Origin of the sequence: Bacillus pumilus (assembly GCF_003431975.1) — a bacterium.
GTDB classification, from domain to species: Bacteria; Bacillota; Bacilli; order Bacillales; family Bacillaceae; genus Bacillus; species Bacillus pumilus_N.
Window position 1 is genome coordinate 3,112,078 of the sequence record NZ_CP027116.1, and the last position, 15,085, is coordinate 3,127,162.

Below are 15,085 nucleotides of genomic sequence, written 5' to 3' on the forward strand. Positions count from 1 at the left end.
CGTTTCATATGCTTTTTCAGGAGTATAGTCTTTTCCTATAAGAACTTCCTATTGGGAAAAATTCTTGAAGAATGTGTGTATAGTGTAATCCTCCTTCCTTCAAATTCAGTGCACTGCATCCACTCATTCTCATCTAACATCTTGTCAAAAATAACTAAATTCTATTTCAATGACCATGACCTTCTTCCGAAGCTATGGCGTCTTTTTTGGTTACATGGACAGTCCCAAATGGATGATTAGGAGGTGCATATATCGAATAAAGTTTTAACGGAATATTCCCTATATTAGTTAGGTTATGCCATGTTCCAGCTGGTATAAATATGGCAGAATCATCATACACATTTCTATAAAAATTTAAATTATTTTTACTTTTTCCCATTTGGACAATCCCATGTCCTTGTTCAATTCTTAAGAATTGATCAACGTCAGAGTGCATTTCCATCCCTATATCTTCACCAACGCCAATACTCATTAAAGTGGTTTGCAAATGTGTTCCTGTCCATAAGGCAGTACGATAAGTATGATTTTGCTTTGTTGCTTCATTGATATTGATGACAAATGGTTGTGTTCCATAATCTTTTAACCGCCTTTTTCCATCAACGTTAAAGTCTTCAAGCCTTCTTTCATGAGGGAAATTCCAGTAACCAGGATGCACACTATGATGATGCCTTGGAGCACTTACATAATAAGGATATTCATATGGATAAAAATAAGGATTATAGTACATTTTCAATCAATCCCTTCACCTTGATATAAAACCATCCTATGCAATGGGTAAGGAATTGTACTCCGGTTACATGAAAATCATGATGATAAAAAGAGAGACAACCCCTTCACTTATAGCGAATAAGTGCAACAAGAACAAAAACTTGACCAGCGACATAACCTACAATGAATAAGATATGTTGATGGTTGAAAAGGGAATAAACATGTATTTCCTCAATATGCACCAAATAATGTTGATTTTTATCGTGTGCCAGTTAACTTATTAATGCTATTCAAAAAGCCATAAAACTAGGCAGAAGCTATTGAATGGAAACGAAAACCTCATTAATCAAACGTTTTGAATAATCCTCTTTCCTCACTTCACTTCTTCATGCTCCTGAACCGCATGTCGCTTACTGGCGATAAAGAGTGCAACGGTCATGGCTAAAATGGTCAGCGCCCACCAGAACGTCGATACTGCCTCCTTATGATCGATGATAATCAAACGGATGACGGCTGTGATGCCAATATAAATAAAATAACGAAGCGGAAAATGAAAATTTGATTTAAAGTACTTAATAATTAAGGCAATAAACTCAAAGTACATAAAGAAGATCAACAGCTCACCAAGCATTTCATAGTAGCTTTCTCCTTTGTTGACTACATTCTTGTAGACAAATTGGACAATATACCAAGTTTCACTAATTAAGAGGACGCTTAAAGCAAGGGCCAGAAAGAACAGACAGATATTCAGAAGACCTTGCAAGAGATCGGGTACCTTTTGGAAATTGCTGAATCGTTTCATTAGATTGTCTCTCCATTCCATGTTATTCATTTGTCGTCTATATTTTGATGTGCCAGAATCGTAGCACAATGTAGTAAACTCCGTTCTTCTCCATCTTTTCAAACTGCCCGTGCATGCGGGACATCATTCGTTTCATGCTTCGTTCACCAAGTCCAGTGCTTTCCGGTGTGCCGTTTGTCTCTTTTATCGCATTGCTGACATGGATCTCAAAGATTTCTTGATCGGATAAAAACGTGAGATTGATGTCTTTTTTCGGATCGGCGTATTTCAGTATGTTCGACATCAGATTATCAAACACTCGGCCAAGTTCCTCCACATTCACATTAATATAGCTGTCAGGCAGCTCTCCTAAAAGATGAACCTTGAATGTCTCTTGCTGCAAGATCGCCACCTGATCTGATAAGAGATCGTAAATGACCTCTTTGACTGCAACGGTCTCAAGCTCAGGTTCATGTTCTTTATCAAGTAGAAAATAGGCAAATAGATTATCAGACAGATTTTTCAATTGCAGTGCTTTTTCATAAGCATTTGCTATATATTGATCTTTACGGGTATCCGCTCCAGCCTCCTCTTTTTTCGCAAACTCCAAGTTCATCATCAGCGACGTCAGCGGTGTTCTCATATCGTGTGACATTTCAGTAACCAAACTGCGGCTCTCTTCTTGCAGCTCATCGATAGCTTGAAGCTTGTCCAAAAAAGCTTTCCGAAGATCCTCAATACTTTTGGCAATCATCGCTAATTCGTCATGCCCTTTCACCGTCATCTCATAGTCCAGCTCGCCGCCTTCAAGAATATGAATGTCTTGGTGAATCGTTTGCAGGTAGCGTAAACTTTTGCGAATGCCGAGAAGAACAATGAGGAGAAAAATAAGCGTCGCCCCAAGGAGCTCTAGTGTAAAGGCAAGATCGTGGTAACGAGATGAATAGAAACCGTCCACCATAACCCTTCCTTTACCGTCGTTAAACTGAACCGGATACGAATGATGCTCCGCGTACTCGGTTATCTTTTCTTTTCCGTACGCTGATTCATCGCCAGCGGAATAAATAGAGTCGTATTGGAGCACTTCATCCTTGAAGATGGACAAATTAATGTAATTCTCTTTTTTCACCCACTCACCAAACGCTTGTCGATCTGTTGAAGACAGCTTATTCTCAGACACGTAGCGGCTGAATTTTTGAATATATTTAGCTGACTCCTCCTCGTAATACTCGTCCGAACTCAAGTATCCGTCAATGAGGTCATTGGTGATCTTTTGCAGCGTCAAAAAGACAAGTCCACTCACGACCGTAGCTGTCAAAATCAATAGAGCAAGCTTTATGGCTAGTGTATATTTACGATGTGCCAAATCGATATCCTCTTCCCCATTCCGTTTTGATATATACAGGACGTGCCGGATCATCCTCAATTTTGGCACGCAACTTTCGAATATGCACCATCACCGTATTGTTGGAACAATAGAAATAAGGCTGTCCCCACACACTCTCATAAATATTTTGGGCTGAAAAGATTTTATTTCGTCTGCTCATAAGTAGCTTGAGCACACGATATTCTAAATCAGACAGCTTGATTTGTTGATTTTCTTTCCACACTTCATTAAATTCTTCGCTCACCCTTAGCTTGCCCCCAACAAGAAACGTTTCTTCCTGTTCCTTCTTTTCCTGATAGACGGTGTACCTGCGTAATTGTGCAATGACTCTAGCATGAAGCTCCTCTTGCGAAAAAGGTTTTGTCATATAATCATCCCCGCCGGCGAGTAAGCCCTCCGTTTTATCGAACGTACTTGATTTGGCTGTCAGAAAGAGGATCGGGACGTTAGTAGAGGCTCTCATCTGCTGGCATGTTTCGATGCCCGAGATGCCTGGCATCATCACATCCAAAATCACCAAATCGAGCGAATCGTCCACAAGCTTCAATGCTTGCTCGCCATTCATCGCTCTTTGCACCTCATATCCAGCACGTGTAAGTGATTCCTGCAAAAGGTCTCCAATATCCTGATCATCTTCTACGACTAATATTCGATGCGTCATGTCTCTCTCACCTCATGATACGTAATGTACTTTCTTTTATGTCTTTACTATATATCATCTAGCTATGTGAAAAGATACAGCATAAATCTTAACAGTTTATGAATTTGACCAGCTGCCATCAATTCGCCACATTTATTTTCTAATCATTGGATCTTCATAAATTGTTAAGAATTGGGACGTATATTGATTCATTGTAAGGATCGATGAATTGATCCAAATGACATTTATCATAACAAGAAAAGGAGCATGGATATGAATGCAAACAAAGTAGCACACGCGATGAGTTTGAAAGATCGGGTTCATTTCTTAGACATCGTACGAGGATTTGCCTTAATGGGAATAATTCTGGTGAATTACTTTTTGATTGTGGATTCGGCGAAGGGGTTTGATATGGGAGCAAATGATGTCTTTCATAACTTGGTGAATTGGTTCGCCTCAGGGAAATTCATTACGTTGTTTTCCTTCCTATTCGGTGTTGGTTTTATGATTTTTATGGATCGAGCTGCTCAGAAGGTGGACAATCCGAACAAGCTATTTGCCCGCAGATTAACCATTCTCTTAGGATTTGGCCTTCTGCATTTAACTTTTGTTTGGATTGGTGATATTTTGGCCTATTATGCAGTCGCTGGCTTTTTATTGCTTTTCTTTTACAAACGCACAGCCAAAACCATCGGATACTGGTTGATCGCACTCTTTGTGATTCAATTGCTCACGCCCTTTTTCACGATGCTGCTTAATACCGTCAGTTCAGGACCATCGGGCAAGCCGGACTTTGCTGATTTCGAATTAATCAGCCACAACAGTCTGACTTATTTAGCATCTATTGGTGACCGATGGACAGATATGGTGACAATGGCTTCCGGTTCTTTTTCTACTGTCTATTCCATGTTCTTCATGTTTTTGCTTGGTGTGTATTTTGTGAAAATGGCGTTTTTTAAAAATATGGAGGCGAAAAAAGCGATTTGGAATCGCATTTGGATCATTTGTACCATCGCTTTTCTCATCATCCAAAGCAGTACGATCATAGCAGCGGTCAATCCTTTTGAACATACACTCTGGGTGAGCATTGCCACAGCTCTGGAACAAAACGGGGGATTAACTGGCAGTATGTTTTATATGAGTACACTTGCGATGCTATTTCTACACGTTCCTCAGCTGAAAGGTGCTTTGATGGTCTTTACCAAAGTCGGCCGGATGTCCCTGACCTGTTATTTGCTTCACTCGATCATTGGAACCATGCTATTTCTAAAGTATGGAGCGGGGCTTGTCGATCATCTTCAGCCGGCTGGTACGTTCTTCATGGCTATTGGCGTGTATGTGTTCCTTGTGCTTTTCAGTACGTTTTGGTTAAAGCGCTTTAAGTATGGGCCGATGGAATTTATTTGGCGTCAGCTGACGTATGGGAAGGTCCATGATCAACCGAAAACAAATACATTCACTGCGGTGAAATAACTGATTACTTAAAAAGAGTCAGAAAAAAGGCGAACTCTAGTGATTCGCCTTTTCTGGAGTCTTTTATGATTCAATACTGGTCGAGCATTTCTTGCAATTGATTCAAATAACTTTCTTTTAACTCATCTGGGTATTCAATTTTCACATGTTTCCCAAATGAGATTAAATAGTGGGTCATATACGATAATTCTTCTTGGTTGTATCCACCCACAATATAAGGCGTGTCATCAACGATCTCAAGTCTCATATTCGGATAATGATTCTTCAGAAATTTTTCTTTTCCTTGTTGTGTTAATCGACATTTAAATGAAATATCATGATAATTTTTTTCGTATTCGAGTTGCAGTGCTTTTAACTCTTCTTTAGTCAATGTGTCTGTCGTTTCTTCTTCAACCATCATTTCAGTCATACAATCACATCTATAAATGCCCCATTTTTTATGTTGAACATCATATGCGTTAGAAAACCAAATGCCATTTCGATAAAATAATTCAAGAAATTGTAGCCTGATCCGTTTATTTTCATGCTGAGTGTAAGTCATCTTCACGATTTGATCTTTCATCATCGCCTGTAAAATCAATTCCAAATGATTTTGTTCACTAACTGGTGCGACATTATAGTAATGAATCACATTCAAAGTCTCCGTAATCGTTTGCTTTCTCTCATCAGACATTGTGGCAAACAGCTTTTGCCGAATTTGTGAGTAGGATTTTTTAAATGGTGTTGCTGACACCAGGTCTAGCGCTTTAAGCGCGAAAAAAATAGCTTGAACTTCATCAGTATTGAAATAAATAGGAACCAATGGAGATTGATTCACTAGCCGATATCCTCCATGTCTGCCATTTTCAACGTAAAAAGCTAAGCCCATGGACTCCAGCTCTTCCATATCTCTCAGAGCTGTGCGTTTAGATATACCAAATTCGGATTGTAAATCCTTTAACTGAAAAGAGTGTTTATCGCTTAAAAAAATAAGTTCTTGGTTTAATCGTTCAGATTTTTTCATTTGTTTTCCCTCTTAAAAAGGTGACTTCTTTTGTCACCTTTATCATTTATACTCAGTTTATCAAAAGAAAAGGAGCATGTATATGCAAACACTAATCATTAACGCGCACCCTGATTTCACTCATCGAGAAAGTTATTCAAACAAACTGCAAACACTATTTTTAAAACAATTTAAAGAAAGGTTTCCTCATGAGGAACCAACAATTTTGCATTTATACGGAACTGAAATTCCTCGTATCGAAAAAGAACAGCTGCTTCGTATTTGGGATAAGCAAGCATCTGAACAAACATTGACTGATGCCGTAGAAAACATCGCTGCTGCTTCATCCGCTTTATTGGCTCAATTCAAAGCACATCATCGAATCGTGATTGTATCACCTGTTCATAATTTCAATGTGACGTCACGTATGAAAGATTATATAGATAATATCTTGATTGCTAGAGAAACATTCAAATATACAGAAAATGGTTCAGTTGGGCTGATGACTGACGATTATCGTGTACTTTTTCTTCAAGCAAGCGGCTCGATTTTCACAAATAACGATCGATACACACCTCTGGAATTTTCACATTACTACCTAAAAGAAATATTCCAAAACTTGATGGGCTTTCAACAATTTCATATTGTCCGAGCACAAGGAACAGCGATTTTAGAGGAAGAAACGATCTTGACATCTGCAGCTGATGATTTGTCTAAAGCTTTTGATGCGTTTTACCAGCCTAGCGGGATGTGAATTAGATTTTTTCAAAAACAAAAAGACCAAAAACGTTTGATATCACGTTTTTGGTCTTTTATTATTAACCGATTGAACCTTCCATCTCGAACTTGATTAATTGTGCGTAAAACAGCTTGAAATGTTTTATAAAGAAGTGGCATTATATCAAGGGTTTAACAAGTTTTTTTAAATAAAATAAAATGCAAAATAAATTCATTTCGGCACAAAATCGGCACGAAGATTCACCTAAAATCAACCTTTAGATAGGATTTAAAATATGAACTCACGGAATGGAAACTGTGAGTTCTTTTTCATTTACAAATAAATTTTCTGGTGTCCAGATTGTCTAAGATTTATTTTAACATTAATAGTGGGGAAGCGTACCATTATGTAAATGAGGTTTTTCTGAACAAGTAACAGCACCATTCCTTGATATGTGGAAGGTGCTGTTTTGTTAGATAAACATTTGTTGCATTAAGCTTTGTTTTTGTAACTCTAATTGTGCTACTTTCATATGAAGTTTTTGAATTTTCTTATCAAAAGCAAATAACATGTTGGCTATTTTTTGTTGTTCTTTTAGTGTTGGTAATTGGATACGTAGTAATTTTAGACTGTCGTTATAAAGATGTACGATAGTAGCTCCCTGTGCTAATTTTGATAATTCAGCTTTATAGTTATTACTTAATATATATGCTAAAAACTCACCATTGACTAACTCTTTATTAGGGCGTAAAACATTTAAGTCTCCTCCTAATAACGCTTCTGTACGTAAAGCTGAAGCACAAGCAATATCCCAACTTGTTTCTCCAGAAGAAGGAATTAAAACATCTCCTATTTCACCTTTGAAACCACCAGTATTTAGTGTTTTAGAAACAACCTCATCGATGACTTCTTTATACAATGTATAGAGTTGTCCGTATAACACACAAGATTGACCATCTTGAGTAAGATCATTTTTTGATAGTACTTGTCCTTTAAAAAAGGATACAACTTCTGATAGTTGATAAACTTTCCATTCAGGATACTCCTTTCCTATTTCATCTTTAAACCTCAATTCCTGACTAAAAATCTTCTGCATATAGCCTTTTTTCTGTTTTTTCAGCAAGTCGATTTTTTCTTCTTGTAGGTAGATTTTTTTATTTATCATTTGTAAGAAATAACTTATTTTATTTTGCAATTTCAAGTCAGTAGGTATGCCAATCTTTAAATCTAATAGTGTATCTTTTTTAATAAATTTAGTTGCATTACCAGTTTGCATAGAATCAAAATATCCTCTTTCCTCCATGTCAGATAACTTAAGATAAAGTAAATAAGGGTTTATCTTTCCACTGTCTACCTTGATTAACATTATGTTCCAAGCTATCATGAAATCAGTTGCTGTATCGATAAAAAGGGACTTTCCAATAGTACCTCGATTAGTAAAAAGAATATCGTTTTTTTTAGGGTTATATTTATCTTTTACGTTAGCATAAAGGTCTGCATCTAAAAAACGCACATCTTCATAGTTAATTAGTCCATCGGTAATATGTTTAGCTTGTAAAAAAGGGATTCCCTTTTTGGTATATTTTAAATCTGAGGTTGTATTTAGACCTTGGTATAGCTCGATAATTAAATCTTTTAATTTTAAAAAGCTCCATGAATGAATATCATCCTTAAATCTTAACTTAGGTGCATTCATCCTTTACACCCCCAACTCTTTAAAATACTTCTCTAACTCACGATCCACTTCTGCGATTTCCTCATCAATTTCTTTTAGACGTTGAGCTACTGTTTGTAAATCAATCGGTTCTTCTTCTTCAAATGTGTCAACATAGCGAGGAATATTTAAGTTATAATCATTCTCTTTGATTTGTTCTAATGTGGCTGCATATGAATACTTGTCAATTGTTTCACGGCTTAGGAATGTTGTAATGATTTTTTCAACGTGTTCATCAGATAAAAGGTTTTGATTTTTACCTTTTTCAAATCCAATCGATGCATCGATAAATAGCACATTATCATCGTCTTTACGGCATTTTTTGAATACAAGGATACATGTTGGAATACTTGTACCGTAGAAAATATTCGCTGGTAATCCGATTACTGCATCTAAGTAATTTTTGTCTTCGATTAGGTACTTACGGATTACCGCTTCTGCTGCGCTACGGAAAAGGACACCATGTGGTAATACAACTGCCATTGTCCCGTTATCATCTAATTGATGAATAAAGTGTTGGATGAAAGCAAAGTCTGCTTTTGATTTTGGTGCTAGCTTTGCATAGGCACTAAAGCGCTCATCTTCCTTAAACTTATCATCTGCACTCCATTTTGCTGAGTATGGAGGGTTGGCAACGATAGCTTCGAAGCGTTGATCCATATGTTGTGGATCCTCTAAAGTATCTGCATTGCGAATATCAAAGCGTTGATATGGAATATCATGGAGTAACATATTCATTCGAGCTAAGTTGTAAGTTGTGGATACTTTTTCTTGACCGTAGTATTTATGAACTTTTGCTTCTTTCCCAACACGTAATAGTAAAGAACCAGACCCACAAGCCCCATCATATACGTCACGAATTTCTGATTTACCAGCTGTTACTATTTTCGATAAAATTTTCGATACTTGCTGTGGTGTATAGAACTCTCCAGCTTTCTTCCCAGCGTTAGCTGCGAATTGAGAAATCATATATTCATAAGCATCACCTAAAATATCGATTTCTACATCGTCTTGTAAAAATGGAATGTCTGCAATGTTCACAATTACTTTACTAATTAAGTTTGTGCGATCCTTTACTGTACGTCCTAAACGTGATGATGTTAAGTCCATATCATCAAATAGATTTTGGAAATCGTCTTGGCTGTCTGTTCCTAGTGTAGAGGATTCAATCGCTTTGATACCGTTTTGAAGCATTTCGACGTCAAAGTTACCATTAGCTCCTTTTTCAATTTCTTCAAGGAAGTGAGAGAATAGGAATTGTGGCTCTACGACATAACCTAATTCATCGATTAAGTACTCTGATAAGTCCTCGCGATATTCTTCGTTTTTCCATGCATCAGCGAATGAGATGTTATCTTCTTTTAGTAATACGTTAACGCGTGCTTCTACTTTTTCTGAAAGGTAACGGTAGAAGATTAACCCTAAAATATAATCTTTAAATTCGCTGGCATCCATTTGACCTCGTAAGTCATTTGCCATTGCCCATAATTTTTTATGCAGTTCAGCTTGTTGTTGACGTTGTTTTTCACTTGTTGTCATTGTTATTTCCTCCTAAGGTGGATTAATTATTGTTAATACTTTGAATTAGCTTTTGTTGAATATACAGCTGTTGTAATTCACTTTTTTCAGCCATTAATGATTCTTTTTTCTTTTTAAGCTGAGCGATTTTTCCAATAATGATTTGCTGTTGGAAAGGTGGTAAATCAATTTCTAAATCTTTTAAGTAAGATAGCTTCAATAATGAAATGACGGTCCCTTCACTTAATACTGCCAACTGTTTTTGAATGAATGGATGTTCATTAAAGTACCATTCAAAAAATGCTTCATCTACATCACTTGTTAATTGAATCTTAATAAAGTTATTTGTTAACAGTAACCCGCTATATTTTGTCGGTAACAAAACAATCTTTTGCGTATGTGTATGTAGAATAAGACTATTTGTATCGGTTAAAAGTTGGGGTGTTAATTTTTCTTTAAATACAGTAATTTCCGCATTTTTTTCATTTGAAATTCGATAAGCTAAGCCGAGTGTCTCGTTAAATTCCTTTAATGAAAGTGGTTTTACTTTTGATGTTTCAACATCAGAAGATAATGTTTCTAAACGGTTTGTAAATGCACCTTGTGTAAATTCAGCGATTTCGTGAAGTTTCATCGTACACCTCCTTGATATTTTTTAATATATCATATTTGACAATTTAAATATAAATGATATTTTAAAAAATATCATTATTTTTATTGTGTTTTTTTGATATTTTTTAAAATATCAAAAAGAGCGCCAAATTAGCGCTCTTTAATCGAATGAAATATAGTTTATGCACCATACTTTTCAGTAAAGTCACGGATAAATGATGTAATTGCTTTGATTGCTTTGTTCTTTTTCAAGAATGATCCTGATAAAGAATCCATAATTGCATTTTTTTCGATTAAGTTGGAATACTCATACGTTGATACTTGTTCACGTAATACACTGTCTTCAATATCTACTTCTTTGGCAAATGTTGAAAGTTCCTGCTCACTCATTTCTTCTTCGTAACGATTGTACGCATCTATAACAGATTCATCAGGTGCTAACGCTGGTGCAACCTTGTCTAAGAATCCTTTAATCAATTCAATTTTGAGACGTAACTTCGGATCAGATGCATGGTCTAATTCTTGTTTGATGAAACGAATCTCTTTGTCACGTTCTTTTTCATTCACTGTGTTAAGGCTCGCAATAAGATTCAAAATGTAGCTGACATTAATCTTGTCTGTATGCATTAGCTCTAACTCAAAGTCGATGTCATGTAAAATCGATTCTTTTGGCACTTCGCTACGTTTAAAATCTTCGTATACCTTGAAGTATTTACTCTTGAAATCTTCATATGATTGCTGTGAAATCGTTAGCTCTGTTTCATCAAACTCAAAATCAGAAAACGACTGTAAACGTTGAAGGAATTTTGTCACATTTTTGAATGCAATGATAAATCTACGTTTATCTTCTTCTCTCTCTAGCTCGTCTACTTCTTCTGGAATGACTGTAATGTCTCGTAAATTTTTCACAGCTTCTTTGAACGCTTTTAGGTATTCATCGTAGCTACCCATTAGAACGGTATCAACATTGTCTGTTCGAGAGAATAATTTAATTGCATCATCTGTTTTTTCTTTTAAATTTCGATAGCAAACGATATTACCATATGGCTTAGTCGATTTCTCTACACGGTTTGTACGGCTATATGCTTGCAACAAGTCGTGATACACCATATTCTTATCAACATAGAGTGTATTAAGAGGCTTACTATCGAATCCAGTTAAGAACATTTTTACAACAAGTAAAATATCAACTTGGGCATTTTTCACCTTTTTCGATACATCAGAAAAATAACGATCCCATGTTTCTGTTGAGAAGTCTGTGTCGTACATTTTGTTATAATCTGTAATCATACGGTCTAACGCTTCACGAGAATGTTCACCTGTCCCATCACTGTCCTCATTTTGCCCATATGAATAAATACCAGCAATTTTTAAGTCGTGATTTTTTGATTTAAAAATTTCGTAATACTTAATTAATGTTGGAATGGAATCCACTGCAAACATTGCACAATAACCTTTACTCTTCGAACGTCTTAGATGATTATCAATAATGTGGTCGGCTACGAGATTTAAACGTCGTTCATCATGCCATACCTCGTCTGTATCAATCGCTTGTACCTTTGTATCATCATTTTCATCAATCTTGGCATTAAAAGTACGAATATATTCTACAGAAAACCCTAGTACATTCCCATCACGAATTGCATCTTTAATGAGGTAATGATGAAGGCACTTCTCAAATAAATCTGCTGTTGTTCGTCCATCTTGGCTCTTGTTCTCGACAAAGCGTGGCGTTCCGGTATAGCCGAAGTACTGTGCATTTTGGAAATGCTGGTCTATTTCTTTTCGCATATCACCAAATTGGCTGCGATGACATTCATCAATGATGAACACAACATGCTCTTGCTTGTATGGTTCCATGACTTTTGCATATTTAGGATTTTTAACAGCATTATTCATTTTTTGAATCGTTGTCACAATGAATCTCTTCATCGGATTTTGTATTTGTTCAATAAGGATTTCTGTTTTTTCCGTACGGTCAACCGCTCCCTTCTGGAACTTGTTGAACTCAGAAATGGTTTGACTGTCTAAGTCTTGGCGATCGACAAGGAAAAAAACTTTTTTGATGTTTTCCTCATCGGCTAATATTTGTCCAGCTTTGAAGGAAGTCAGAGTTTTACCCGAACCGGTTGTATGCCAGATGTAGCCGTTGTTGTTGGTTTCGGTTGCACGCTTTACAAGTGCTTCAACTGCATAAACTTGATAAGGACGCATGACCATTAATGCTTTATCGGTATCATTAATGACCATATAACGACTAAGCATCTTCGCAAGATGGCATGGATTTAAGAATGTACTACTGAAACTTTTTAAATTTGTAATCAGTTCATTTTTTTCATCTGACCAGAAGAAAGTAAATCCAAATTGAATGTCATAATCAGAGTTCGAAAAATATTTTGTATCAACACCATTACTTATAACAAAGATTTGTAGAAAACGATATAAACCAGGAAATGTATGACGACGATAGCGTTGGATTTGGTTAAACGCTTCTTTAAAGTCTAATCCTCGCCTTTTTAATTCTATTTGAACGAGTGGTAAGCCGTTAATTAAGATTGTTACGTCATAACGATTTGTGTACTTACCAGTCACAGTGGTTTGGGTTGTAACCTGAAAGAGATTCTTACACCAATCTTTTGTGTTTAGCAATTCTACATATAATTGAGTACCATCTTCACGTTCAATTAATAATTTATCACGTAGGATTTTGGCAGAATCGTAAATACTTTTTCCTTCGATTAATGTAAGTATTCTCTTAAATTCTATATCAGATAATGGTTGTCCATTTAGTTTATGTTCATTGAATAAGTTAAGCTGCTGCTTAAAATTAGCTAATAGTGCATCATAGTCAGCAATCTTAACAGCTTTATAGCCTTGATTTACAAGTTGTTTATGTAGAGTTTTTTCAAGTTCTGCTTCAGGTTGGTATGCCATACTGGAACCTCCTTAATACCATTACCTTTTATTATACTAAAAATTAAATATTTAAGTTCCATTTTATCTTTAACATTGCATTAATTATCCATTCCCCTGTTCTAATCCCCCTCTTATAAAACCAATAAAATACAAACGAACACCTATTACTGAGCAAATAGAAGAAGGCGAACTTCAAAAGTTCGCCTCCTACACTAATAGATAATTTAAGATTTTAACCAATCGAACCTTCCATCTCAAACTTAATCAAACGGTTCATTTCAACGGCGTATTCCATTGGTAGTTCTTTTGTGAATGGCTCGATGAAGCCCATGACGATCATTTCTGTTGCTTCTTCTTCAGAAATTCCGCGGCTCATCAAGTAGAATAGCTGCTCTTCTGATACTTTTGATACCTTCGCTTCGTGCTCTAATGAAATGTTGTCGTTTAAGATTTCATTGTAAGGGATCGTATCAGATGTTGATTTGTTATCCATGATGAGTGTGTCACACTCGATGTTTGAGCGTGCACCCTCTGCTTTACGTCCGAAGTGAACGATTCCGCGGTATGTGACTTTACCGCCTTGTTTCGAAATTGATTTCGATACGATCGTTGAAGATGTGTTTGGTGCAAGGTGAATCATTTTCGCACCTGCATCTTGGTGCTGACCTTTACCTGCTAGGGCAATACTTAATGTCATACCACGAGCGCCTTCACCTTTTAGGATGACTGCTGGGTATTTCATTGTCAGCTTAGAACCGATGTTTCCATCAATCCATTCCATCGTTGCATTTTCTTCACATACTGTACGTTTCGTCACAAGGTTGAAGACGTTGTTTGCCCAGTTTTGAATCGTTGTATAACGGCAGTAGCCGCCTTTTTTCACGATGATTTCAACAACCGCACTATGAAGAGAGTTTGTTGTGTAAACTGGAGCTGTACAGCCTTCTACGTAATGCACATGTGCGCCTTCATCAACGATAATCAGTGTACGCTCGAACTGACCCATGTTTTCAGAGTTGATACGGAAGTATGCTTGAAGTGGAGTATCTACTTTGACGCCTTTTGGTACGTAGATAAATGAACCACCAGACCATACAGCCGAGTTAAGCGCAGCAAATTTGTTGTCAGTCGGAGGAATGACTTTTGCCCAGTGCTCACGGAAGATGTCTTCGTTTTCTTTTAATGCGCTGTCTGTATCTTTAAACACAATGCCTAGATCTTCAAGGTCTTGCTTCATGTTGTGATACACAACTTCAGATTCATACTGAGCAGATACACCTGCTAAGTACTTTTGCTCTGCTTCTGGGATCCCAAGCTTATCAAAGGTTTGTTTGATTTCTTCTGGTACTTCATCCCAAGAACGCTCAGAGCGCTCTGATGGCTTTACGTAGTACGTAATTTCATCAAAGTTTAATGCATTTAAATCTCCGCCCCATTGTGGCATCGGCATGTTGTAAAAGTGCTCAAGAGATTTCAAACGGAAGTCGAGCATCCACTGAGGCTCTTCTTTCATACGAGAAATTTCTTCAACGATCTCTTTTGTCAGTCCGCGCTCTGAACGGAAAATGGAAACGTCTTTATCAGAAAAGCCGTATTTATATTCACCAACATCTGGCATTTTTTTAGCCATCCATTT

12 protein-coding genes are annotated in these 15,085 nt (G+C 36.7%); 2 read left to right on the forward strand and 10 right to left on the reverse strand.

Features of this window, described 5'->3' with window-relative positions; all coding sequences use genetic code 11:
* Window positions 1–166 precede the first annotated feature (166 nt).
* From C5695_RS16225 to C5695_RS16240, 4 genes are all read right to left on the reverse strand, one after another.
* Window positions 167–727, reverse strand: a complete 561-nt coding sequence (locus C5695_RS16225; protein ID WP_117733162.1) for a cupin domain-containing protein — start codon at window positions 725–727, stop codon at window positions 167–169.
* Window positions 728–1,081: 354 nt separating this feature from the next.
* Window positions 1,082–1,510, reverse strand: a complete 429-nt coding sequence (gene psiE, locus C5695_RS16230; RefSeq protein ID WP_117731585.1) for a phosphate-starvation-inducible protein PsiE — start codon at window positions 1,508–1,510, stop codon at window positions 1,082–1,084.
* A 37-nt stretch (window positions 1,511–1,547) separates the two neighbouring features.
* On the reverse strand, window positions 1,548–2,855 hold the full coding sequence (locus C5695_RS16235) for a HAMP domain-containing sensor histidine kinase (protein ID WP_117731586.1): 1,308 nt from the start codon (window positions 2,853–2,855) through the stop codon (window positions 1,548–1,550).
* The gene (locus C5695_RS16240; RefSeq protein WP_117731587.1) at window positions 2,842–3,537 is read right to left on the reverse strand and encodes a response regulator transcription factor; all 696 of its coding nucleotides are present in this window, start codon (window positions 3,535–3,537) and stop codon (window positions 2,842–2,844) included. Before C5695_RS16240 ends, C5695_RS16235 begins: the two co-directional genes overlap by 14 nt.
* A 252-nt stretch (window positions 3,538–3,789) precedes the next feature.
* On the opposite strand from C5695_RS16240, the gene C5695_RS16245 reads away from it, so the two are divergent.
* Window positions 3,790–4,989: a DUF418 domain-containing protein gene (locus C5695_RS16245; protein ID WP_117731588.1), complete on the forward strand. Its 1,200-nt coding sequence runs from the start codon at window positions 3,790–3,792 to the stop codon at window positions 4,987–4,989.
* A 70-nt stretch (window positions 4,990–5,059) separates the two neighbouring features.
* Here the strand turns inward: C5695_RS16245 and C5695_RS16250 are convergent, their stop codons facing one another.
* On the reverse strand, window positions 5,060–5,992 hold the full coding sequence (locus C5695_RS16250) for a helix-turn-helix transcriptional regulator (RefSeq protein ID WP_117731589.1): 933 nt from the start codon (window positions 5,990–5,992) through the stop codon (window positions 5,060–5,062).
* Between the two features lie 82 nt (window positions 5,993–6,074).
* Here C5695_RS16250 and C5695_RS16255 point away from each other — a divergent pair, with 82 nt between their 5' ends.
* Complete coding sequence (locus C5695_RS16255) at window positions 6,075–6,725, forward strand: FMN-dependent NADH-azoreductase (protein WP_117731590.1); 651 nt, start codon at window positions 6,075–6,077, stop codon at window positions 6,723–6,725.
* A gap of 436 nt (window positions 6,726–7,161) precedes the next feature.
* On the opposite strand, the gene C5695_RS16260 is transcribed toward C5695_RS16255, so the two are convergent.
* The 5 genes from C5695_RS16260 to sufB all read right to left on the reverse strand — a co-directional run bounded on the left by C5695_RS16260 (window position 7,162) and on the right by sufB (window position 15,079).
* Window positions 7,162–8,385, reverse strand: a complete 1,224-nt coding sequence (locus tag C5695_RS16260) for a restriction endonuclease subunit S (protein WP_117731591.1) — start codon at window positions 8,383–8,385, stop codon at window positions 7,162–7,164.
* A 3-nt stretch (window positions 8,386–8,388) separates the two neighbouring features.
* Window positions 8,389–9,942, reverse strand: coding sequence for a type I restriction-modification system subunit M (locus tag C5695_RS16265; RefSeq protein ID WP_117731592.1), 1,554 nt, complete (start codon window positions 9,940–9,942; stop codon window positions 8,389–8,391).
* 22 nt (window positions 9,943–9,964) lie between these two features.
* The gene (locus C5695_RS16270; RefSeq protein WP_117731593.1) at window positions 9,965–10,555 is read right to left on the reverse strand and encodes a restriction endonuclease subunit S domain-containing protein; all 591 of its coding nucleotides are present in this window, start codon (window positions 10,553–10,555) and stop codon (window positions 9,965–9,967) included.
* Window positions 10,556–10,713: 158 nt separating this feature from the next.
* Entirely contained in the window at window positions 10,714–13,467 is a 2,754-nt protein-coding gene (locus C5695_RS16275) for a type I restriction endonuclease subunit R (protein WP_117731594.1), read from the reverse strand.
* A 214-nt stretch (window positions 13,468–13,681) separates the two neighbouring features.
* Window positions 13,682–15,079 carry a Fe-S cluster assembly protein SufB gene (sufB, locus tag C5695_RS16280; RefSeq protein ID WP_007500362.1) on the reverse strand — a complete coding sequence of 466 codons (1,398 nt, stop codon included), beginning with the start codon at window positions 15,077–15,079 and terminating at the stop codon, window positions 13,682–13,684.
* Window positions 15,080–15,085 lie beyond the last annotated feature (6 nt).